Origin of the sequence: Stenotrophomonas chelatiphaga (assembly GCF_032054965.1) — a bacterium.
Taxonomy (GTDB): Bacteria; Pseudomonadota; Gammaproteobacteria; order Xanthomonadales; family Xanthomonadaceae; genus Stenotrophomonas; species Stenotrophomonas chelatiphaga.
In genome coordinates, this window is sequence record NZ_DAMBRS010000007.1 from 174628 (window position 1) to 195027 (window position 20400).

Here is a 20400-nt window from a genome sequence, read left to right on the forward strand (position 1 = left end):
GCGTCGCTGGGGTCACTTGAACAGCGTGTCCGGATACTCCGGCTTCTGCTCGCGCGCCAGCAGGGTACGCAGGCCTTCGGATGGGGTCTGTTCGCCGTGCAGCACGGCGCGCACGCCGTCGGAGATCGGCAGGTCGATGCCGTAGCGGCGCGCCTGGCGCATCACTTCGTCCGCGGTCTGCACCGATTCCACCACCTGTCCGATTTCGCGGACGGCGTCCTGCAGCGTCTGCCCGCGGCCCAGCGCAAGGCCCAGGCGACGGTTGCGCGACAGGTCGCCGGTGCAGGTCAGCACCAGGTCGCCCAGCCCGGCCAGGCCCATCAGGGTCTCCGGCTTGGCACCGATCGCCGCGGCCAGCCGCAGCATCTCGTTCAGGCCACGGGTGATCAAGCCGGCACGTGCGTTCAGGCCCAGCTGCATGCCATCGGCAACGCCGGTGGCCACGGCCAGCACGTTCTTCATCGCACCGCCCAGCTCGGCACCCAGCATGTCATCGCCGGTATAGGCGCGGAAGGCGGGGCCGTGCATGGCTTCGGCCACGGTCTGGGCGAATTCGGGCACGTCGCCGTGCACGGTGATCGCGGTGGGCAGGCCCTGGGTGACTTCCTTGGCGAACGACGGCCCGGTGACCACCGCCAGCGGCACGTCATCGCCGAGGATCTCGCGCGCCACTTCATGCAGGAAGCGGCCCGAGCCCGGTTCAAAGCCCTTGGTCGCCCACGCCACGCCGGCACCGGCCGGGCGCAGCGGCGCCAGCGCGGTCACGGTTTCGTTGAACGCGTGCGACGGGGTCACCACCAGGATCCATGCCGCCCCTTCCACGGCCTGCGCCATGTCGGTGGTGGCACGCAGCGATTCCGGCAGCGGGATGCCCGGCAGGTAACGGGTGTTCTCGTGGCGCTGGTCGATGGCTTCCACCATCGCGGCATCGCGTCCCCACAGCACGGTCCGGAGACCGTGCCGGGCGAGCAGGCTGGCCAGCGCGGTTCCCCAGGAACCGGCGCCGAGTACGGCTACTTTGTCAGCGTTATCGCTCATGCGCGGGGTCGGGACGCCGATCAGGCGTTGCCGACCGGTTCGGAGTTGGCGAGCGAAGACGCTTCACCCTGCTCCTGGCGCTGGCGCAGGGTTTCCGCGTACAGGCCTTCGAAGTTGATCGGCTGCAGGAAGAACGGCGGGAAGCCGCCGGCCTGGATCAGGTCGCTGACCAGCGAACGCACGTACGGGAACAGGATGTTCGGGCACTGGGTGCCGAGCAGCACGTCGATCGACTGCGGGTCCAGGCCGACCAGGCCGAACACGCCGGCCTGCTTCACTTCGGCCACGTACGCGGTGCGGTCTTCGGCCTTGCAGGTCAGGGTGACGGCCAGCACGACTTCAAAGGCGTTCTCGCCCAGGCGCTGCACCTGCTGGTTCAGGTTGAGCTGCAGTTCCGGCTGCACCTGGTCGTTGAAGATGCTCGGAGCATTCGGCGATTCGAAGGAAACGTCCTTGACGTAGATCTTTTCGACGGTGAACGCGGGGCCGTTGGCGGCGTCGACCGGCGCGACGGCGCCGTTGGTGTTTTCTTCGGACATTTCCTGTTGCTCCAGATTATTCGTTGAACGTTATGTTTGATCGATATGTTGCATCAACAGCGATGGGGGCGGGCCATGCGGTGCACAACCCCTGCCTGCGCTATCAGGTCAATGACGACCCTTGACCAGCGGCAGTTCCGCCTGCTGCCACGCCGGCAGGCCACCGTCGAGCACGGACACCTGCTCGAAACCGGCCTTCTTCAGCGTCTTGGCAGCGGCTTCGGATGCGGTGCCGGCACGGCATACCAGCACCACCGGGCGCTGCTTGGCCGCGGCGACCAGCTTGTGCTCCGGACCGAACTGGCTGGCCTGCACGTTCTTGCTGCCGGCGATGTGGCCCTTTTCGAAGTCGCTGCTGGCGGACAGGTCCACCACCACGGCGTCGCCGGCGTTCATCAGCTGCACCAGTTCGGCAGGCTTGAGCGATTTGTAGCCACGGAACAGGCGGCGGATTTCAGTGACGATGATCGCGGCGGTCAGGCCCACCAGGGCGGCCGACAGCATGGGGTTTCGGCCGGCAAAGGCCACCAACTCTTCGTAATTCACGCAGGTCACGGGTCGATAAGCGGGCGCCGATTGTCGCACAAGGCGATGGGCGCGGGATTCCGGCCGCGATTGCGGCCGGCGACAGGCGGGGGGCCGGGAAGGGCCAGGGCAGCGGTCAGTGCCCCTGCCACAGGTCCGGCAGGCCGTTGAACTGCCACCAGCGCTTGCCCTCCGGATCCCATCGCCAGCGCTCCACGACCGTGACCAGGCGCTCGGCCTGGGTATTGATGTTGATCACGCCGATTTCCACCCGGCGCTCCACCGTGCCATCCGGCAACGAAGCCGTGCTGCGCTCGCGGTAGGCCGAAACCCGCAGCTGCGAGTAGCGGTTGAGCTCGAATTCGGTGGGTGGGTTGGTCCTGCGCCGTTCGGGGTCGAGATAGCTGACGGCGTCTTCCATGCTGCCCCAGCGGATGGTCGACCCGTAGGCGTTCTGGGTTTCTTCCAGCAGCGTGCGCTGTTTGCGGCTGAAATCGGCGGCCAGCGTCATGAACGAGGCGCCCAGCAGGCTGGACAGCATCAACAACTGGATCAGGCGGCGCATGTGCAGGTGCTTCAACGGTCTGCTCCCCAAGGCATCAGCCGCCATCCTACCCTTTGGCGAAGGCAACGAAACGACCGCTGAGTTCGGCGGCCGGCTTGCCGTCGGTACCGGGCTGCACCGCGACCACGCCGATCCGCGCCTTGCCGCGCTGCTTGAACGTGGACAGGAAGGTGTCCCAGTCACTGTCCGGGTCGATCTGGGCCTGCGCATGCAGGTCGCCGTACACCGGCGCGCGGTAGCGCAGCTGGCTGTCGGCCACGTAGACCTCCGCTTCGAACCCGGCCAGGCGCAGGCGCAGGGTCACCAGGGCCCAGCCGGACAGGGTCATGGCCGAGGCCAGGCTGCCGCCGAAGGCATTGCCCTTGTCATTGACGTTCACCGCCAGCGGCGCAGTCAGCTGCAGTTGGCCATCGGCATAGCCCTCCAGGCGCAGCTGCATCGCGCGCACCGGCGGCATGCTGTCCAGCACGTCCTGCAGGACCAGCAGCGAGGAGGAAACGGGTTCGACGGACATCGGCGACAACACCTGCAACAACGCGGGCCCGCATAATGCAGGCAATGGATAAACATGCGAAACCGTGTGGTTGGACATTCGTGTCGTTGCGCCCGCAAGGGCAACACGCGGCGCTGCGTGTCGCCCTCGCCCATTCAGGCGCCTGTACGCTCGGCCTGTCGCCGTGGCGGCTGCAGCGCCGGCCTGACGCCGCAGGGGCTGGCGCGTTACGCACGGCCTTGCAGGCATCGGCGGTGATCTTCACCAGCCCCGGCGCGGTGGAAGCTGCGGCTTCGTTCGGCGATGCGTTCCTGAATGCTCCCGAACGGCCGTGGCTGGCAGTGGGCGATGGCACCCTGCGCGCGTTGCGGGCGCACGGCATCGAACACGCCATCGCGCCGTCGCGGATGGACAGCGAGGGCCTGCTGGCGCTGCCCGTGCTGGCCGATGTGCGGGGCAAGACCATCGGGCTGGTCACCGCACCCGGTGGACGCGGGCTGATTGCCGCCGATCTGCAGGCGCGCGGTGCCCAGCTGCTGCGCGCCGACGTGTATCGCCGTGTGCCCTTGCGGCTGCCGGCGCGGGCGCTGGCGCGGCTGTCGCGATCCCCACGGCCGTGGGTACTGGCGGTCAGCAGTGGCGAGGCGCTGGAGCGCGTCTGGGCGCAGCTGCCGCCGGCGTGGCGGGCGCGCTGGCAGGCCGGCATGGCGGTGGTGGTGGCCAGTGAGCGGCTTGCGCTGCAGGCACGGGCCCTCGGCCTGGCGACGGTGCGGGTGGCCGCCGGACCGACCGCCGCGCAGATGGCCGCCGCCGCGGTTGCCCTGCACGCTGACCGGACGCAGCACCGGTAGCGCCGAGCCACGCTCGGCCAGCGCAACGGCGGGCGGCAGGTCGTGCGAGGTCCGCGATGGTCTGCCGGGCAGGGCTCGGTGCTCCTCCCTTCGCGCTGCTTGCCGCTGGCGCATGCAACAGGGATGCTGTCCCGATGACTGAGAACCCCCCACCTACCCCGCCGCAGCGCTCGCTGCGCTGGATCGTCCCGCTGGTCATCGTCCTGCTGCTGGTCGCGGCCAGCGGCTGGGGCTGGCATGCGTTCCAGCAATGGCAGGAAAAGACCCGCCTGCAATCGCAGGCCGATGCCGTGCGCCTGCAGGGTCTGCTGGACAGCGTGGACGCGCTGCGTCGCGACCAGCGTGCCGCCAGCGCGCGGCTGCAGGATGCGGCCAGCACCAACCGGGTGCTGCGCGATGAAGTGCTGGGGCTGGGCCAGCGCAGCGCGTTGATCGAAGAGAACCTGGCGCGGCTTGCCGAAGATGCCCGCCAGGACAGCCATGCGCTGCACGTGGACGAGGCCGAGCTGCTGCTGACCCAGGCCGCGCAACGGCTGGAGGGCGCCGATGACCTGGCCGGCGCGCGCCGGCTGTATGCGCTTGCCGCCACCCAGCTGGAAGACCTGCCGTCGGCCGATGGCCTGAACCTGCGCCAGGCCCTGCTGCAGGAACGCAACGTACTCGATGGCGCCGGAAACGGACCGCGCGCCGAGGTGCGCCAGCGCCTTGCGGGCTTCGCCGACGCGTTGCAGACCCTGCCGCTGCACACCCCGGAATCGCCGGCCGACGCCGCACGGGTGCGCCCATGGTGGGAGATCGCGCTGGCGCCGTTCGTGCAGATCACCCCGAGCCGTCTCAGCGGCCCGCTGACCGATGCCCAGCGCGTGGCCGGCGCCGACGCGCTGCAGGTGGAGCTGACCCTGGCGCGTGCCGCCGTGGAGCGCGGCGACAGCACCGCGCTGCAGCAGGCGCTGGACCGGATTGAACACGGGATGACCCGCTTGTGGCCGGATTCACCAGACCTGCGCAGGCAGCGTGCTGAACTGCGTGCATTGCGCTCGGCGCCGCTGCGCCTGGGCGCACCGGAACTGGGCAGCACCCTGCAACAACTGCGCACCTTGCGAGATGGAGAGACCCCGTTATGAAGCCGTTGCAATCCCTGATCGTGCTGCTGTTGGCCGTTGCACTGGGCGTGGTCGGCGCGCAGTGGCTGGGCGCCAACACACTCAACCAGTATGGCGAAGTGATCTTCCGCTACGGCGGCACGGATTACCGCAGCACCCTGCCGCAGGTTGCGCTGCTGGTGCTGGTGTCGCTGCTGGTGCTGTGGCTGCTGTGGAGCCTGATCGCCTCGCCGTTCCGCGCCTGGGGCCGCTATCGCCGCAAGCAGGGCCGCGTGCGCCTGGTCGATGGCCTGCAGGCCTATGAACATGGCCACTGGCAGCGCGCGGAGAAGCTGTTCGACGGCGCCGCACAGGACCAGGAAGTGACCGGCGTGGCGCTCGCCAATGCAGCGCGCAGTGCGCGTGCACGGGGTGACGACACCGCCAGCCAGACCTACCTGCAGCGCCTGGGCGCGGCCGATGCCACCAGCCTGGCGCTGCTGCGTGCCGAGCAGCTGCTGGCCGACGATCTGCCGGTGGATGCGATCAACACGCTGGATGCGGCCAACCTGCAGCCGCTGCCGCCGCGCGGTCTGTGGCTGCGCAGCGAAGCGCTGGCCCGCGCCGGCCGTGCCCACGAGGCGTACGGTCAGCTGGGTGCGCTGCGCCAGAGCAAGGTGCTGCCGGCCGATGCCCTGACCACCCTGGAAGCCCGGCTGGCGGCACAGGCGCTGCTGGAAGCCGCCGACGTCAACGCGCTCGCGGCGCAGTGGGAAACCACGCCGAAGGCCCTGCGCGCCGACCCTGCGGTGGTCTCCGCCTATGCCGCTCGTGCGGTGGCGCTGGACTGGGACGAGCCGGCCCTGCTGGCGCTGGAACAGGCACTGGACCAGCGCTGGAGCGATGAACTGGTGGAGCTGTACGGTGCGCTGCCCGCGTCGCGGCTGGCGACCCGCGAATCCAACCTGGTGCGCTGGCGCCGGGTGCATGACGGTTCGCCGGCGCTGCTGCTGGCACAGGGGCGCGTGGCACTGGCACAGGGTCGCAATGAAGAGGCCGAAGCGCTGCTGCACGAGGCGATCGCCGCAGGCGCCGGTGCATCGGCATGGGAAGCGCTGGGCGCTTCGCTGCTGGCCCGGGGAGAGACAACGTTGGCCGCGCAGTGCCTGGCCAACGCACTGCGCGAGCAGCGCGGCGAAGACAGCATCGCGCTGGTGCGCCCGGAGCCCGCCGTCGTGGTGACCCCGCGCGCAACGGTGGAAGACCAGGTGATGACGCCGGTGCCGCCGGTGTACGACGCCGACCGGCCGCGCGACGACAACGGCTTCCCGCGCATTCCCTGACGTTGGATGTGAGTCGGGGTCAGGTTGCTTTCGCCCTGCGAAAGCAACCTGACCCCTTTTTTTTGCACTAGCGGATAACGCGGATCAGCGTTCGACGATCGCCACCACGCCCATGCCGCCGGCGGTGCAGATCGACACCAGCGCACGGCCACCGCCGCGCTCGGCCAGCTGCTTGGCCGCCGTGGCGATCACCCGCGCACCGGTTGCCGCGAACGGATGGCCGGTGGCCAGCGACGAACCCAGCGGGTTGATCTTTTCCGGATCGATGCGGCCCAGCGGGGCGTCCAGGCCCAGGCGGTTGCGGCAGTAGTCCTCGCTCTCCCAGGCGCGCAGCGTGCACAGCACCTGCGCGGCAAACGCTTCGTGGATTTCATAGATATCGAAATCCTGAAGGGTCAGCCCGTTGCGCTTGAGCATTTCCGGCACGGCCACGGTCGGGGCCATCAGCAGGCCCTCGCCATGCACGAAATCGACCGCCGCGACCTGCGAGTCACGCAGGTAGGCCAGCGGCGCGTGGCCGTGCGCGCGCGCCCATTCTTCGCTGGCCAGCAGCACCGCGGAGGCGCCATCGGTCAGCGGGGTCGAATTGGCAGCGGTCAGCGTGCCGCGGCCGGAGACCTTGTCGAAGGCCGGCTTCAGCGTGGCCAGCTTTTCCAGCGAGGTGTCCGCGCGCAGGATGTTGTCGCGCTCCACGCCGCGGAACGGGGCGATCAGGTCGTTGAAGAAGCCGCGCTCGTAGGCGGCGGCCAGCTTGCGGTGCGACGACACCGCCCACTCATCCTGCGAATCGCGCGAGATGTTCCATTCCTTGGCCATGTCTTCGCAATGGTCGCCCATGCTCTTGCCGGTGCGTGGCTCGGCCACGCCGGGGAACTCGGGCTTGAACTCGGAGAACTTGAAGCCGCGGGTCAGCGCGCGGATCTTGTCGCCGGTGCTCTTGGCCCGGTTGGCGGCCAGCAGTCGCGCGCGCAGCTTCTTGCCGTAGACGATCGGCACGTCGGAGGTGGTGTCCGAGCCGCCGCCGATACCGGACTCGATCTGGCCCAGGGCGATCTTGTTGGCCACCGCGATGATGGTGTCCAGCGAGGTGCCGCAGGCGCGCTGCATGGTGATGCCCGGGGTCAACGGGGACAGCCCCGAGGACAGCGCGGCTTCGCGGCCGAGGTTCCAGTCACTGGAGTGCTTGATCACCGCCCCCATGGCCACTTCACCGAGCTGCTGGCCATGCAGGCCGAACCGTTCGACAAGGGCGCCGAGCGTACGTACCGACATGCCAAGGTTGCCGACATCCGAGTACGCGGTGTTCTGGCGGCAGAACGGAATACGGACGCCACCGAGGATGGCGACGGGTCGGGCGTTGGGCATGGACATACCTGGCATGGGATAGGGTGTCTGCAACATGGCCTGCACGACATGGCAGGCATAATGGTCCCAAGTGTAGCTGCCGCCCTGTGATGGGCCAACCGTGAAACCATGAGCAAAACCGACCCCGCCATGAACGCCATCGGCGTCCTGGCCCTTGAGCTCGCCGATGGGCAGTCGCCCACGCAGGCCGCACTTACCGCCGACCAATCCGGCGAACTGGCCGAGCGTATCGGCCGCGACCTGGCCAAGCTGGTGCCGCAGGCCAGCGCGCTGGATCTGGTGTTCGCAGCGGCGCATTTCGACCCGGCCGAAGTGCTGCGCCCGGGCTGGCCGATCCATCGCCGGCTGGAAGAGCTGCAGATGCGCGCGCCGGGCCGCAGCCAGGGCCCGCGCCTGCTGGCCTTCGGTGCCGATGCCAATGGCGATGTGCCGCTGCCGTTCCAGGCCGATGACACGCTGAAAGGCGGCGGCCTGCGCGTGCTGCCGTTCCTGCTGACCGGCACCGATGCGGCCACCACGGCGGCGGTGTCCGATGCGCTGGAAACAGTGCTGCTGGCCGAGGGCATGGCGCACGCGGATACCGCGCTGCTGGCGCAGAGGGCGTTCGGTGCGCGCGTGGAACATGCGCGCTACTTCACCGTGAACGATCTCGCGGCGATGATGTCGATGCAGTACGACAACCAGGGGCTGGCGGTCCTATGGCCGCTGATCGAGACGGCGATCATGGCGCCGGGCCAGGATGAGTGGCTGGATGCGGCGCCGGAGCCGTTGCTGCGTTATACGCAGGGCGAGGCGCGGATGGCGCTGTTCGATCCGGCGGGCTGGTGCACGTACTACGCGCACGGGCGCAATGACTGCGAGCAGCTGAAGGGCGTGTATGAGCAGTACCTGATGCGGCAGCGGCAGATGGCGGCGGTGTTGGAGGCGCACGGGGTGCCGGTGTTGTTCGTGCATTGCGAGGCGGGGCAGGATGCGCGGGCGTTGTTGGAACGGTGATTTTCTGCCGCTCGGCGCCGCTGTTTTCATGGGTTGAGGGGAAGGGCAGGCCAGTGCAGGACACGCCGTTAACCCGTCCATGGGGGCTCGCTGTTGCCATCGTGGCAACAGACGGTCCTGCACTGGCCTGCCCTTCCCCTCCTCTGACAGATGGCGGTCGCCGGCGGCGGTGTGGGGGGATTAAAAGCAGAACGCCGGCTTTCGCCGGCGTTCCTGTTTGCGGGTTGCTGCGTTGTTACGAGGGGCTTATGGGGCTTTGATTACTGCGCAGGCGAGGCGGGCGCCGGCATTGCCGGTGGGTTGGGTCTTGTAGTCGTCGGCATCGGCGTGGACGATCAGGCCGCGGCCGATGATGTCGAAGCCATCACCCTTGCCGATGTTGACGTTGGTCGACACCGGGGCGTCGATGGTCGCTACGCCTTCGGCGTTGGCGGTGATGTTGGGCATGTCGCCGCCGTGGTGCGGTTCGCTGGCGACGCTGCCGTGGTCCTGGGTGCCCGGATTGAAGTGGCCGCCGGCGCTGTTGCCGTCCGGCGCGCTGCAGTCCCCCTTTTCGTGGATGTGGAAGCCGTGCTCGCTGCCCGGCTTCAGGCCAGTGACCTGGCCGGTGACGTGGACGCGGCCGTCGACCAGCTTGAAGCTGACCGAGCCCTTGGTTTCATTGCCCTGGGTCGGTGCCAGTTCGGCAACGGCGGTGGCCGTGGCGGCGGTGTCCGCAGTCGGACCGGTCATCGGCGGCGGCGCTTCGGCCGGGGTGGTGGTGGCGGTGGCTTCGGCGGGAGTCGCCGGGGCGACGGTGTCGGTCGCGTTTTCCGGCTGCTTGTTGCAGGCGCTCAGGCCAAGGGCGACGACGGCAACGAACAGCGAAGTGTGGATCAGGCGCATCGGATGGTTCTCCATGTGACGGGGTGCAGGGCCTGCAGCCGGGGCTACCGGGTGATGCGGATGAGGCCGCAGGCGATGCGTGCGCCGGCGTTGCCGGCGGGCTGGCTGCGATGATCGTCTGGTTGGGCGTGCACGATCAGTGCACGACCGGCGATGTCGTTGGCGGCGCCACCCCCAAGGGTAACGCCTCGCAGGTGGATGTCGACGTTGGCCCGGCCCTGCGCATCGGCGCGCAGGTTGGGCATGTCGCCAAGGTGGTGCGGTCCGGTTCCCGGCGCGCCATGCGGCTGCTGGGTCGGGTTGAAATGATTGCCCGCGCTGCTGGCATCCACCGCGCTGCAGTCACCACGCTCGTGCACGTGGAAGCCGGGCTGCTGCAATGGCTGCAGGCCGCCGATCACGCCAGTCACATGTACGCCGCCGGCTTCGGGCACCAGCGCCAGGCGACCGCTGACGATGCTGGCCGACGCCGGCGAAAGATTGCTCTCGGCCATCTTCGCGGTACTCACCACGCTTACCGCCACCGGCGGCGCAGCGGGCGGCGGCGGCGTGGTACCGCAGGCAACCAACAACAGGCCGGCGGCAGCCGGCAGGATCAGGCGGATCGAAGACATCGTGGACTCCTTGCGACGCACGTTACGGTCCTCCCTGTCCACGACGCATCAACGCCATGTGTGGACGGTGCACAGGGAGCTTTGGAAACAGGTTCAGTGACTGCCACGCCGGCGACCGGCGCCCAGCTTGCGGGTCAGCGTATTGCGGCCCAGCCCCAGCCGTGCGGCCGCTTCGGCGCGCCGGCCGTGGGTGATCTGCAGGGCGGCGTCCAGCAGCGCATGGTCGACGCGCTCGCGCACCTGCGCGTGCAGGCCCTCGACCCCTTCGGCCAGCCGTTGCCGCGCCCATTGCGACAGCAGTGCCTCCCACTGGCTTGGATCCCCGCTGCCGGTGCGGGCGCTGCTGCGCGGGCCGCCCCGGTTCAGGGCCATCTCCACGTCAGCCGCGCCGATGGTATCGCTGGCGGCCAACGCGGCCATGCGCCAGCAGACGTTTTCCAGCTCGCGCACGTTGCCCGGCCAGTCGTGCTCGCGCAGCGCCTGCAGTGCGGCAGCGGTGAGCCGCTTGGGCGCACCATCGAGCTTGTGCGATGCCGCTGCCAGGAAGGTGCTGGCGAGCTGGGCGATATCGTCGCGGCGCTCACGCAGCGGCGGCAACTGCAGGCGCACCACGTCCAGCCGGTGCAGCAGGTCGGCACGGAAGCGCCCCTGCGCGACCAAGCCTTCCAGGTCCTGGTGGGTAGCGGCGACCACGCGCACGTCGACATGGATCAGTTCACGGCCGCCTACGCGGAAAAACTCGCCCTGGGCCAGCACGCGCAGCAGGCGCGTCTGCAGGGCCAGCGGCATGTCACCGATCTCATCCAGGAACAGGGTGCCGCCGTCCGCCTGCTCGAAGCGGCCGACATGGCGCCGCTGTGCACCGGTGAAGGCGCCGGCTTCATGGCCGAACAGTTCGCTTTCCAGCAGCTCGGCCGGAATGGCAGCGGTATTCAACGCAACGAACGGCGCGCGCGAACGCGGCGATTCGCGATGCAGCGCACTGGCCACCAGCTCCTTGCCGGTACCGGTTTCGCCGGTGATCAACACCGCCAGCGGCGCCTGCGCCAACTTGCCGATGGCACGGAACAGGGCGCGCATCGGCGGGGTATCCCCCACCAGCTGCGGCGCCTGGTCCGGCTGGCCGGCATCACCCGGTTCCGGATCGTCGGGCAGCAGTGCCTCGGCGCCCGGCAGCGCGCGCCGTGCCAGCGCGACCGCATCGTCCAGGTCGAACGGCTTGGACAGGAATTCGTGCGCGCCGCCGCGGAAGGCACCGGCGGTGCTGGCGACGTCGGTATAGGCGGACATCACGATCACCGGCAGCTGCGGGTGCGCTGCCTTCAGTTTGTCCAGCAGCACCAGGCCATCGTCGCCGGGCATCCGCACATCGGTGAACAGCAGGGCCGGTACCGGTTGCCGGGCCAGCGCGTCGAGCGCGGCGGCGGCGCTGTCGAAACCTTCCACCTGGTAACCGGCATCGCGCAGCGCGGTGCACAGCACGAAGCGCACGGCGCGGTCATCGTCGACCACCCAGACGCGTTGGCCGGCGTGCGCGGGCTGCGGGGCGTCAGTCATGGGCCACGTCCTCATGGGGGGCGCCGCTGCGGATCGGCAGCAGCAGGGTGAATACGGTATGCCCGGGCCGCGAACGATAGGTCAGCGTGCCGCGGTGTTCGCGCGCCACCTGCTGGGCCAATGCCAGGCCCAGTCCGGTGCCCTCGGCGCGGCCACTCACCAGCGGCAGGAACAGGTGTTCGGCGAGCTCTTCGGGCACGCCGCGGCCGTCGTCGGCGATTTCCAGCCGCAGCGCAAGCGGATGGAGCTGCTCGGCGATGCGCACGCCATGTTCCACCCGCGTGCGCAGGGTGATGCCACCGGCACCGGCCTGGATGGCATTGCGCACCAGGTTCCACACCGCTTGGCTGAGGCGATCGGCATCGCCATTGAATTCCGGGATGCTGGGATCGTAATCGCGCTGCAACCTGACCGCCCAGCCCGCCTCGCTTTCGGCCAGGCGCAGCACCTGCTCCAGCGCAGCGTGGATGTTCAACGTGGCGTGCGGGGCGGCCGGTGCCGGCGACAGCAATTGGTCCAGCAGGCTGTTGAGGCGCTCGATTTCGGTCCCGATCAGGTCAACCAGTTCGCGCTCGTCGGCATCGCGCTGGGCGATCCGGCGCGCCAGCAACTGGGCGGCGCCCTTCAATCCGGCCAGCGGGTTGCGCAACTCGTGGGCGAGCCCCTTCAGCGCCGCGCTGAGCGCGCTGGGCAGGGCCTGGGTGGGGTCCAGCCCGGGAAATTCATCCACCGGGTGGGCTTCCAGCAGCCAGCCGCCATCATCCAGGCGGCTCATCCAGCCTTCGGCAAAACGGGCGCCCTCGCCCGGCAGGGCCAATGCCAACCGGTGCAGGCGCAGGCTGTCGCGCTCGTCGCGGGCAAGGAAATGGGCCAGCGCATCACCCTGTGCTTCCAGGGCCACCAGCGGCTGGCCGACCAGGCGACGCCCACTGACCCCCAGCCAGCGAGCGAAGGCCGGATTGCAGCCGGTGATGCGCCCACCGGCGTCGGCCCAGGCGACCGGCGTGCCGAGCTGTTCGATGACGGGGGGCGGCAGGGACGCAGTCATTGCACCAATGTAGTGCAAAACGGCAGATTGATGGACGTGGCTTGGGTTCGAAGGACGAGCGCATCACCGAGGGATGCGCCCGTCGGCGGACGACGTTCGTTACGGCGGGCAGGCTGCGCCCGTGAAGAAGTCCTTCCCCTGGAGCAGCGCGGCAGGCGTATGGCCGTGCGACGGGGACCAGTAATAGACGGAGTATTTCACCCGCATCGGGTCCTTTATGCCGTGCTACGCATGGAAAATCGTCTGCCGCGTGCTCGCCTGATTGCTGTCGTCCGGTCCGCGGAATCTGTACCTCGCACCGCTGTCCACGTTCGCCCCCTCGACGAAGCTGTAAGCCGGCGTGGGGAAGGTACGCGACCGGTCCCATCGCAACGTGAGGCGCTTCAAATCCACGTCCCTGGTACACCCTGAGTGCGTTGGCGCCAAGATCGATATCCGCGGGCAAGAAGGTCCTCCGGAAGGACGCACCGGAATCGAAGACGCTGGTGGTGTCGCCGATCATCGCGCGCACACCTGTTGAATGCGTATGCCCATGGAAGACGGCGAGTACGCGATGATCTTTCACCAGTTTTGCGAATCTCGCCCGCGCCGCATCTGCATGGGCGCCTTCCCCGTACCGCCATGGGCGAGCGGTGCGTGTTGATGGCAATCAACCGGCAACCAGCCTCGCAAGGAGGTGCGCACGCCCCATCAGCGCGTGCCGCTGCGCCCAATCAGACAATCCCTGGCGCACCGATTAGCGCGTACCGGAGGCGTCCCGTGCCTTCTTCCAGGCACTTTCGAATTCGCGTGCACTGATCTCGTCATCTTCATCGAAATCGAAGAAGGACAGCGGCTGGTCGGCCAGCGCGAAACGGTCGTCGCTCTGTCCGGTGGCATCAGCCCACACCACCCGCAGGCCGTAGATCTCCACCTGGCGCACGATCTTCTCGCCGCGGGCTTCCATCAGCACGTTGCCCTTGCCTAGGTCCGATTCGGCCGGGTGCTTGTAGTACTTCTTGACGGTGTTCATGAACTGTCCTGCCCGGGCCAGCAGCCCGGAAATCTGGAAAAAGGGCGCTGAGTGTGCCTCAGAGCGCTGGTTGTTGCTGCAGCAGCAGCGAATGCAGGATGCGCGCATCTTCGGCATCCAGCACGGCCGGCAGGTCGTCGCTGCCGCGGAAGCGACGATGGAAGGCACCCACGGCGGCATCGCGGTCGTCCAGCGGATAACCGAACGCGGCCAGCGCCTGCCAGGCATCGAAGCCGGCCGGGGGCAGTCCATCGGCGGCGCGCGGCCAGAGGCCGAAACCGGCCTGCGCCAGCTGCTGCCACGGGAAGAAGCGGCTGGGGTCCTGCTTGCGTGAAGGCGCCAGGTCGGCATGCCCGATCACCTGCGACGGCGGGATCCGCAGGCGGCTGCTGAGATCCTGCAGCAGCACGATCAACGACTGGACCTGCGCCTGGCTGAAAGGCGTGTCACCGTCGTTGTCCAGTTCAATGCCGATCGAGGCGGAGTTCAGGTCGGTGATGGTGCCCCAGCGTCCCGGCCCGGCGTGCCAGGCGCGGCGATCATCGGCGACCAGCTGGTAGCGCCTGCCGTCGGCGCCGATCAGGTAATGCGCGCTGACCTTGCCCCCGCTGTTGGCACTGCGCAGGGTGTCCAGACTCTGCTGCACGGAGTGCTGGTCGGTGTGGTGCAACACGATGATCACCGGCATGCGCGCGTTGTGGTTGGCCGATGGCACCCAGCTCGCCAGCGGATTGCGCTCTTCCACCGGCGCGCCGGCGCAGGCGGCCAACAGCACGCAGGAAAGCAGCAGGGCCAGGGGGCGGATCATCGTCATGCCCCGATTGTACCCATTAAAAAACCGGCGGCCCCCGGACCGCCGGTCACGGCGCATGCAAGCGCCATCAACAAGTTGTTCTGCAGAAAGCCGTCGATCAGACCTCGTAGGCGGACTCGCCGTGCGAGGTCACGTCCAGGCCGGTACGCTCGGCTTCTTCGGTGACGCGCAGGCCGACCAGCGCCTTGACCACCAGCAGGATCAGCGCGGTCACCACGGCGCACCAGACGATGGTGAAGGCGACGCTGACGAACTGCACCCAGACCTGGTGGCCGATATCCAGGTCGGCCTTGGTGCCGCCCAGCGACTGCGCACTGAACACACCGGTGAGCAGCGCACCGACGATGCCGCCGATGCCATGCACGCCGAACACATCGGCGGTGTCATCGACCTTCAGCAGGCGCTTCAGGCCGGTGACGCCCCACACGCAGAGCGCACCGGAGACCACGCCGATGACCAGCGCGCCCATCGGGCCGACGGTGCCGCAGGCCGGGGTGATGCCGACCAGGCCGGCGACCGCGCCGGATGCAGCGCCGAGTGCGGACGGCTTGCCCTTGGTGATCGCTTCCACCAGCGTCCAGCCCACCACCGCCGCGGCCGTGGCCAGGATGGTGTTGAGGAAGGCCAGCGAAGCCACGGTGTCGGCAGCAGCGGCCGAGCCGGCGTTGAAGCCGAACCAGCCCACCCACAGCAGCATCGCGCCGATATAGGTGAACACCACGTTGTGCGGCTTCAGCGCGGTCTGGCCATAGCCGATGCGCTTGCCGACGAAGTACGCGCCGACCAGGCCGGCCACGCCTGCGTTGATGTGCACCACGGTGCCGCCGGCGAAATCGATCGCACCCATTTCGCCCAGGTAGCCCCCGCCCCAGACGATGTGCGCCATCGGGATGTAGCTGAGAGTGAACCACAGGATCGAGAACAGGATCACCGCCTTGAACTTGATGCGTTCGGCGAAGGCGCCGACGATCAGGGCGGTGGTGATGCCGGCGAACGTGGACTGGAAGGCGACGAACAGGTAATCCGGCAGGCCGGCGATCGGCGTGTTGCCGACCGAGTCGGGCGAGAAGCCCTTCAGGAAGGCGAACTGGGTGAAGGAGCCGAAGAACTGGTTGCCTTCGCTGAACACCGCGCTGTAGCCGTAGGCCACCCACAGGATGATCACCAGCGAGAACACCACCAGGATCTGGCTGAGTACGGACAGCACGTTCTTTGAACGCACCAGGCCGCCATAGAACAGGGCCAGGCCCGGCACCACCATCAGCAGCACCAGCAGCGTGGAGGTCAGCATCCAGGCCACGTCACCGTGGTCAAAGGTGGGTGCGGCGGCCGCTTCGGCCACCGGGGCGGCGACCGGCTCGGCAGCCAGCGGCTCGACCGCCACTTCTTCGGTCGGCACCGGGGTGACCTGCGCCTGGGCGTGGGCAGTGCCCGGGAAAGCGCCCACGGCCAGTGCGCTGAGCAGCATCATCAGGCACACCAGATGGAACCGGGCTTGCCACCCGGCGAACAGTCGAATCTTCATGCGAGGGATCTCCGAGTGGGTTACAGCGCGTCCGCGCCGATTTCGCCGGTGCGGATGCGGATGACCTGTTCGACAGGCGTGACGAAGATCTTGCCGTCGCCGATCTTGCCGGTACCCGCTGCGTTCTGGATCGCTTCGATCACCGCGTCGGTACGTTCGTCGGTCACCACGGTTTCGATCTTGATCTTCGGCAGGAAATCGACGACGTACTCGGCGCCGCGGTACAGCTCGGTGTGGCCCTTCTGGCGACCGAAGCCTTTCACTTCGGTCACGGTGATGCCCGACACGCCAGCGTCGGAGAGGGCCTCGCGGACCTCGTCGAGCTTGAACGGCCGGATGATGGCGGAGATCAGTTTCATGCGCATATCCCGATGGTGGATGGGTCCACGGCGGATGCAGGCCGTGGCGTCTGCAACCACGGGCCACCCCATGGGGTGGCCGTGGCTGTTGCGCCGAACGTGGTCTGGGCCCTGGCGGCTGTGTCTCTCTCCAAACACAGCCAGCGACGCGGGAGGGAGGTAGGCCCATGACGCGCGTCCGGTCTCTCTTGCCCCTGAACGGATGGAACACTTCCTACAGCGTTGCAGGCTTCATCCCTGCCGGCTCCCCAGCCGGAAAAGATGCGGCGATGACGAAGGTGGGAGGGGTATCCTCCGCCACCGCCGCGCGTGCTCAGCTGGCGTAGTACAACTGGTATTCCAGCGGGTGGGTGGCCGCACGGAACTTGGTGACTTCCTGCATCTTCAGCGCGATGTAACCGTCGATGAAATCATCGTCCATCACGCCGCCGGCCTTCAGGAACTCGCGGTCCTTGTCGAGCGCTTCCAGCGCCTGGTCCAGCGAGGAGCAGACCTGCGGGATCAGCTTCTCTTCTTCCGGTGGCAGGTCGTACAGGTCCTTGTCGCTCGGTGCGCCCGGGTCGATCTGGTTCTTGATGCCGTCCAGGCCGGCCATCATCAGCACGGTGAAGGTCAGGTAGCCGGACTGGATCGGATCGGGGAAGCGCATTTCAATGCGGCGCGCCTTCGGGTTGGTCACGAACGGGATACGGCACGAAGCCGAACGGTTGCGTGCCGAATAGGCCAGCATCACCGGCGCTTCGAAGCCCGGGACCAGGCGCTTGTAGCTGTTGGTGCCGGCGTTGGCGAAGGCGTTGATCGCCTTGGCGTGCTTGAAGATGCCGCCGATGTACCACAGCGCCAGCTGGCTCAGGCCACCGTAGCCGTCACCGGAGAACAGGTTGGTGCCGCCCTTGGACAGCGACTGGTGCACGTGCATGCCGCTGCCGTTGTCGCCGACGATCGGCTTGGGCATGAAGGTCGCGGTCTTGCCGTTGCGGTGGGCAACGTTCTTGATCACGTACTTCATGCGCAGCAGTTCGTCGGCCTTCTGCACCAGGGTGCTGAACTTGGTGCCGATCTCGCACTGGCCAGCAGTGGCCACTTCGTGGTGCTGCACTTCCACTTCAATGCCGACCTGTTCCAGCGTCTTGCACATTTCCGCGCGCAGGTCGTGCAGCGAATCGGTCGGCGGCACGGGGAAGTAACCGCCCTTCACGCCCGGACGGTAGCCGCTGTTGGCGCCGTCATACTTGGCACCGGTGTTCCAGGCGGCTTCTTCGGAATCGACCTTGAAGAAGGTGTTGCCCATGTCGTTGGCGAAGCGGACCGAATCGAAGATGAAGAACTCCGGCTCCGGGCCGAAGAAGGCCTGCTCGGCGATGCCGCTGGACTTCAGGAAGGCTTCGGCGCGCTTGGCGATGCCGCGCGGGCAACGGCCGTACGGCTGCATGGTGGCCGGGTCGAGGATGTCGCAGCTGATGACGATGGTCGGGTCGGCGTAGAACGGGTCCACGTAGGCGCTGGACGGATCCGGCAGCAGGACCATGTCCGATTCGTTGATGCCTTTCCAGCCGGCGATGGAGCTGCCGTCGAACATCTTGCCTTCTTCGAACAGCGACGCTTCGATGATGCTGACCGGGAAGGTGACGTGCTGCTCGATGCCACGCATGTCCACGAAACGCAGATCGACGAACTCGATCTGGTTGTCCTTGACCAGCTTCTCAACGTTTTCAACGGACATCGGGTGGAACCTCGGTTGGAATTGAATGCCTGGGATTACCAGAGCAATGTCCGTGCCAACTTCTGCACCCTCACAAGCCCTTGATTTGCATGAGCGTGCGCCTGAATGGTGCACAACAAAACGCACCATCGTGGTGCGTTGTCGGCACCGCGCACTGGCTTGGTGCATCAGGAGATGGTCTATCCTCTTCCGCACCTTTCATTGCCCACCCAACGATCCTTCTCCATGTCAGACCTGCTCTCCGCCCTGCTGCTGGGCATCCTTGAAGGCGTCACCGAGTTCCTGCCCATCTCCAGCACCGGGCACCTGCTGATCGCCCAGCATTGGCTGGGCGCGCGCTCGGACTTCTTCAACATCATCATCCAGGCCGGTGCGATCCTCGCCATCACCCTGGTCTTCCGCCAGCGTCTGTGGAGCCTGGCCACCGGCCTGCACCAGCGCGAGAACCGCGACTACGTGATGAAGCTGGGCGCTGCCTTCCTGGTCACCGCGGTGGTCGGCCTGCCGGTGCGCCTGGCTGGCTGGGAACTGCCGGAAACGGTGAGCCCGGTCGCGTGGGCGCTGATCATCGGTGGCATCTGGATGCTGCTGGTGGAGGCCTATACCGCACGCCTGCCTGATCGTGACCAGGTGACCTGGACGGTGGCCATCGGCGTGGGCATCGCGCAGGTGGTGGCCGGTGTGTTCCCGGGTACGTCGCGCTCGGCGTCGGCGATCTTCCTGGCCATGCTGCTGGGCCTGAGCCGCCGTGCAGCGGCCACCGAGTTCGTGTTCCTGGTCGGCATCCCGACCATGTTCGCGGCCAGCGCCTATGCGTTCCTGGAACTGGCCAAGGAGGGCAACCTGGCCAGCGAAAACTGGACCGACGTCGGCGTGGCCTTCCTTGCCGCGGTCGTCACCGGTTTCGTCGTAGTGAAGTGGCTGCTGGGCTACATCAAGTCACACAAATTCACCGCCTTCGCGGTGTATCGCATCCTGCTCGGCGCGGGACTGCTGCTGTGGTTGCCTGCCGGCAACTGAATGCGGCGCCAGGCGCGTGACCCCACCCGGCACGCGCACCCGTTCTGAATCCGGCAATCCAAGGAGAATCCAAATGAAGCGCACCCTGATCCTGTCCCTGCCGTTGGCCCTGCTGGCGGCCTGCAGCCAGAACCCGGCCCCGGCCGGCAATGCCGATGACCTCGCCCCGGCACCGGCCGCCGCCGCCGCGCAGAAGACCGCCGCGCACCTGGACGTGCAGCGCCTGCATGGCCAGCACTGGCGCCTGAAGGACGCCACCGGCGCCGACGGCAAACGCATCGATGCGCTGTTCGTACGCGCCGACAAGCCGGTGACGCTGGACTTCAGCGAAGGCCGCGTGTCGGTGTCCAACACCTGCAACGGCATGAGCGGCGGTTACACCGTGGCCGATGGCAACCTGGTGCTGTCGCAGCTGGCCTCCACGCGGATGGCCTGCGAGCCGAGCATCATGGCGCTGGACGAGGCCCTGGGCAGCCGCTTGCAGGGCACGCTGAAGACCGAACTGGCCGACAACGGCGAGCTGACCCTGCGCACCGCCCAGGGCGAGGTGCTGGTGTTCGCGCCGGAGCCTACGGCCGAGACCCGCTTCGGTGGCCCGGGTGAGCGCGTGTTCCTGGAAGTGGCCGCGCAGACCAAGCCGTGCCCGCATCCACTGATCAAGGACAAGCAGTGCCTGCAGGTGCGCGAAGTGCAGTTCGACGACCAGGGCCTGAAGCAGGGCGAACCGGGCGGGTTCGAGAACTTCTACGACAGCATCGAGGGCTACACCCACGAGGCCGGGACCCGCAACGTACTGCGCGTGAACCGCTTCAAGGTGGCCAATCCGCCGGCGGATGCATCGTCGCAGGCGTATGTGCTGGACATGGTGGTGGAGTCGGCTGTCGAGAAGTGACTGCGAACGGGTGAGACCCCCTCGCGGGTGGCTTTCAGGCTGAAGCTGGGGGTGGGCCGGGCGGTGGGGCTGGTCGGGGGACGGCAAAAACTGCGTCCATGCGGGCCTCGTTTCGCGCCATCCATGGCGCTCAACGCCCCCGCCCAGCCCCACC

21 protein-coding genes are annotated in these 20400 nt (G+C 67.8%); 6 read left to right on the forward strand and 15 right to left on the reverse strand.

Going from position 1 to position 20400, the window contains the following annotated elements; genetic code table 11:
* Positions 1–12: 12 nt before the first annotated feature.
* The 5 genes from RTX79_RS11200 to RTX79_RS11220 form a co-directional block, all read right to left on the reverse strand.
* Positions 13–1038, reverse strand: a complete 1026-nt coding sequence (locus RTX79_RS11200; RefSeq protein ID WP_309689125.1) for an NAD(P)H-dependent glycerol-3-phosphate dehydrogenase — start codon at positions 1036–1038, stop codon at positions 13–15.
* 20 nt (positions 1039–1058) lie between these two features.
* Positions 1059–1577, reverse strand: coding sequence for a protein-export chaperone SecB (gene secB / locus RTX79_RS11205; protein ID WP_057509228.1), 519 nt, complete (start codon positions 1575–1577; stop codon positions 1059–1061).
* A gap of 108 nt (positions 1578–1685) precedes the next feature.
* Entirely contained in the window at positions 1686–2123 is a 438-nt protein-coding gene (locus RTX79_RS11210; protein ID WP_057509246.1) for a rhodanese-like domain-containing protein, read from the reverse strand.
* A gap of 115 nt (positions 2124–2238) precedes the next feature.
* Positions 2239–2667, reverse strand: a complete 429-nt coding sequence (locus RTX79_RS11215) for a hypothetical protein (protein WP_312683762.1) — start codon at positions 2665–2667, stop codon at positions 2239–2241.
* 46 nt (positions 2668–2713) lie between these two features.
* The gene (locus tag RTX79_RS11220) at positions 2714–3181 is read right to left on the reverse strand and encodes a YiiD C-terminal domain-containing protein (RefSeq protein WP_057509247.1); all 468 of its coding nucleotides are present in this window, start codon (positions 3179–3181) and stop codon (positions 2714–2716) included.
* A gap of 35 nt (positions 3182–3216) precedes the next feature.
* Between RTX79_RS11220 and RTX79_RS11225 the strand changes: the two genes are divergently transcribed.
* The 3 genes from RTX79_RS11225 (at position 3217) to RTX79_RS11235 (ending at position 6436) form a co-directional block, all read left to right on the forward strand.
* Positions 3217–4011: a uroporphyrinogen-III synthase gene (locus tag RTX79_RS11225; RefSeq protein ID WP_312683764.1), complete on the forward strand. Its 795-nt coding sequence runs from the start codon at positions 3217–3219 to the stop codon at positions 4009–4011.
* A 134-nt stretch (positions 4012–4145) separates the two neighbouring features.
* Positions 4146–5135, forward strand: a complete 990-nt coding sequence (locus RTX79_RS11230) for a uroporphyrinogen-III C-methyltransferase (protein WP_312683765.1) — start codon at positions 4146–4148, stop codon at positions 5133–5135.
* A complete protein-coding gene (locus RTX79_RS11235; protein WP_312683766.1) occupies positions 5132–6436 on the forward strand; it encodes a heme biosynthesis protein HemY in 1305 nt (434 codons plus the stop codon). The genes RTX79_RS11230 and RTX79_RS11235 overlap by 4 nt, the downstream gene beginning before the upstream one ends.
* An 84-nt stretch (positions 6437–6520) precedes the next feature.
* Here RTX79_RS11235 and RTX79_RS11240 read toward each other — a convergent pair whose 3' ends face one another.
* Positions 6521–7816, reverse strand: coding sequence for an acetyl-CoA C-acetyltransferase (locus RTX79_RS11240; protein ID WP_152983481.1), 1296 nt, complete (start codon positions 7814–7816; stop codon positions 6521–6523).
* 93 nt (positions 7817–7909) lie between these two features.
* Here RTX79_RS11240 and RTX79_RS11245 point away from each other — a divergent pair, with 93 nt between their 5' ends.
* On the forward strand, positions 7910–8797 hold the full coding sequence (locus tag RTX79_RS11245) for a hypothetical protein (protein WP_312683772.1): 888 nt from the start codon (positions 7910–7912) through the stop codon (positions 8795–8797).
* A 246-nt stretch (positions 8798–9043) separates the two neighbouring features.
* On the opposite strand, the gene RTX79_RS11250 is transcribed toward RTX79_RS11245, so the two are convergent.
* The 9 genes from RTX79_RS11250 to glnA form a co-directional block, all read right to left on the reverse strand.
* Entirely contained in the window at positions 9044–9682 is a 639-nt protein-coding gene (locus RTX79_RS11250; protein ID WP_312683773.1) for a superoxide dismutase family protein, read from the reverse strand.
* A 44-nt stretch (positions 9683–9726) separates the two neighbouring features.
* A complete protein-coding gene (locus tag RTX79_RS11255; RefSeq protein WP_057509235.1) occupies positions 9727–10296 on the reverse strand; it encodes a superoxide dismutase family protein in 570 nt (189 codons plus the stop codon).
* A 93-nt stretch (positions 10297–10389) separates the two neighbouring features.
* Positions 10390–11853: a nitrogen regulation protein NR(I) gene (gene ntrC / locus RTX79_RS11260; protein WP_312683774.1), complete on the reverse strand. Its 1464-nt coding sequence runs from the start codon at positions 11851–11853 to the stop codon at positions 10390–10392.
* On the reverse strand, positions 11846–12901 hold the full coding sequence (locus RTX79_RS11265; RefSeq protein ID WP_123699934.1) for a two-component system sensor histidine kinase NtrB: 1056 nt from the start codon (positions 12899–12901) through the stop codon (positions 11846–11848). Before RTX79_RS11265 ends, ntrC begins: the two co-directional genes overlap by 8 nt.
* 736 nt (positions 12902–13637) lie before the next feature.
* Positions 13638–13913: a hypothetical protein gene (locus tag RTX79_RS11270; RefSeq protein WP_312683775.1), complete on the reverse strand. Its 276-nt coding sequence runs from the start codon at positions 13911–13913 to the stop codon at positions 13638–13640.
* A gap of 58 nt (positions 13914–13971) precedes the next feature.
* On the reverse strand, positions 13972–14727 hold the full coding sequence (locus RTX79_RS11275) for an N-acetylmuramoyl-L-alanine amidase (RefSeq protein WP_312683776.1): 756 nt from the start codon (positions 14725–14727) through the stop codon (positions 13972–13974).
* 97 nt (positions 14728–14824) lie between these two features.
* On the reverse strand, positions 14825–16252 hold the full coding sequence (locus RTX79_RS11280) for an ammonium transporter (protein ID WP_057509240.1): 1428 nt from the start codon (positions 16250–16252) through the stop codon (positions 14825–14827).
* Positions 16253–16272: 20 nt separating this feature from the next.
* Entirely contained in the window at positions 16273–16611 is a 339-nt protein-coding gene (locus tag RTX79_RS11285) for a P-II family nitrogen regulator (protein WP_042614733.1), read from the reverse strand.
* Between the two features lie 313 nt (positions 16612–16924).
* The gene (gene glnA / locus RTX79_RS11290; protein WP_057509241.1) at positions 16925–18334 is read right to left on the reverse strand and encodes a type I glutamate--ammonia ligase; all 1410 of its coding nucleotides are present in this window, start codon (positions 18332–18334) and stop codon (positions 16925–16927) included.
* 225 nt (positions 18335–18559) lie between these two features.
* On the opposite strand from glnA, the gene RTX79_RS11295 reads away from it, so the two are divergent.
* Together RTX79_RS11295 and RTX79_RS11300 are read left to right on the forward strand one after the other, a co-directional pair.
* Positions 18560–19354: an undecaprenyl-diphosphate phosphatase gene (locus RTX79_RS11295; protein ID WP_309689176.1), complete on the forward strand. Its 795-nt coding sequence runs from the start codon at positions 18560–18562 to the stop codon at positions 19352–19354.
* Positions 19355–19427: 73 nt separating this feature from the next.
* Positions 19428–20246, forward strand: coding sequence for an META and DUF4377 domain-containing protein (locus RTX79_RS11300; RefSeq protein ID WP_312683782.1), 819 nt, complete (start codon positions 19428–19430; stop codon positions 20244–20246).
* The last annotated feature ends 154 nt before the right edge of the window (positions 20247–20400 follow it).

What these genes read in the sequence shown, in the direction of transcription:
- RTX79_RS11200 (WP_309689125.1), bottom strand. Translation starts at nt 1,038, where the DNA reads ATGAGCGATAACGCTGACAAAGTAGCCGTACTCGGCGCCGGTTCCTGG.
- secB (WP_057509228.1), bottom strand. Translation starts at nt 1,577, where the DNA reads ATGTCCGAAGAAAACACCAACGGCGCCGTCGCGCCGGTCGACGCCGCC.
- RTX79_RS11215 (WP_312683762.1), bottom strand. Translation starts at nt 2,667, where the DNA reads ATGCGCCGCCTGATCCAGTTGTTGATGCTGTCCAGCCTGCTGGGCGCC.
- RTX79_RS11220 (WP_057509247.1), bottom strand. Translation starts at nt 3,181, where the DNA reads ATGTCCGTCGAACCCGTTTCCTCCTCGCTGCTGGTCCTGCAGGACGTG.
- RTX79_RS11225 (WP_312683764.1), top strand. Translation starts at nt 3,217, where the DNA reads ATGCAGGCAATGGATAAACATGCGAAACCGTGTGGTTGGACATTCGTG.
- RTX79_RS11230 (WP_312683765.1), top strand. Translation starts at nt 4,146, where the DNA reads ATGACTGAGAACCCCCCACCTACCCCGCCGCAGCGCTCGCTGCGCTGG.
- RTX79_RS11235 (WP_312683766.1), top strand. Translation starts at nt 5,132, where the DNA reads ATGAAGCCGTTGCAATCCCTGATCGTGCTGCTGTTGGCCGTTGCACTG.
- RTX79_RS11240 (WP_152983481.1), bottom strand. Translation starts at nt 7,816, where the DNA reads ATGCCAGGTATGTCCATGCCCAACGCCCGACCCGTCGCCATCCTCGGT.
- RTX79_RS11245 (WP_312683772.1), top strand. Translation starts at nt 7,910, where the DNA reads ATGAGCAAAACCGACCCCGCCATGAACGCCATCGGCGTCCTGGCCCTT.
- RTX79_RS11250 (WP_312683773.1), bottom strand. Translation starts at nt 9,682, where the DNA reads ATGCGCCTGATCCACACTTCGCTGTTCGTTGCCGTCGTCGCCCTTGGC.
- RTX79_RS11255 (WP_057509235.1), bottom strand. Translation starts at nt 10,296, where the DNA reads ATGTCTTCGATCCGCCTGATCCTGCCGGCTGCCGCCGGCCTGTTGTTG.
- ntrC (WP_312683774.1), bottom strand. Translation starts at nt 11,853, where the DNA reads ATGACTGACGCCCCGCAGCCCGCGCACGCCGGCCAACGCGTCTGGGTG.
- RTX79_RS11265 (WP_123699934.1), bottom strand. Translation starts at nt 12,901, where the DNA reads ATGACTGCGTCCCTGCCGCCCCCCGTCATCGAACAGCTCGGCACGCCG.
- RTX79_RS11270 (WP_312683775.1), bottom strand. Translation starts at nt 13,913, where the DNA reads ATGAACACCGTCAAGAAGTACTACAAGCACCCGGCCGAATCGGACCTA.
- RTX79_RS11275 (WP_312683776.1), bottom strand. Translation starts at nt 14,727, where the DNA reads ATGACGATGATCCGCCCCCTGGCCCTGCTGCTTTCCTGCGTGCTGTTG.
- RTX79_RS11280 (WP_057509240.1), bottom strand. Translation starts at nt 16,252, where the DNA reads ATGAAGATTCGACTGTTCGCCGGGTGGCAAGCCCGGTTCCATCTGGTG.
- RTX79_RS11285 (WP_042614733.1), bottom strand. Translation starts at nt 16,611, where the DNA reads ATGAAACTGATCTCCGCCATCATCCGGCCGTTCAAGCTCGACGAGGTC.
- glnA (WP_057509241.1), bottom strand. Translation starts at nt 18,334, where the DNA reads ATGTCCGTTGAAAACGTTGAGAAGCTGGTCAAGGACAACCAGATCGAG.
- RTX79_RS11295 (WP_309689176.1), top strand. Translation starts at nt 18,560, where the DNA reads ATGTCAGACCTGCTCTCCGCCCTGCTGCTGGGCATCCTTGAAGGCGTC.
- RTX79_RS11300 (WP_312683782.1), top strand. Translation starts at nt 19,428, where the DNA reads ATGAAGCGCACCCTGATCCTGTCCCTGCCGTTGGCCCTGCTGGCGGCC.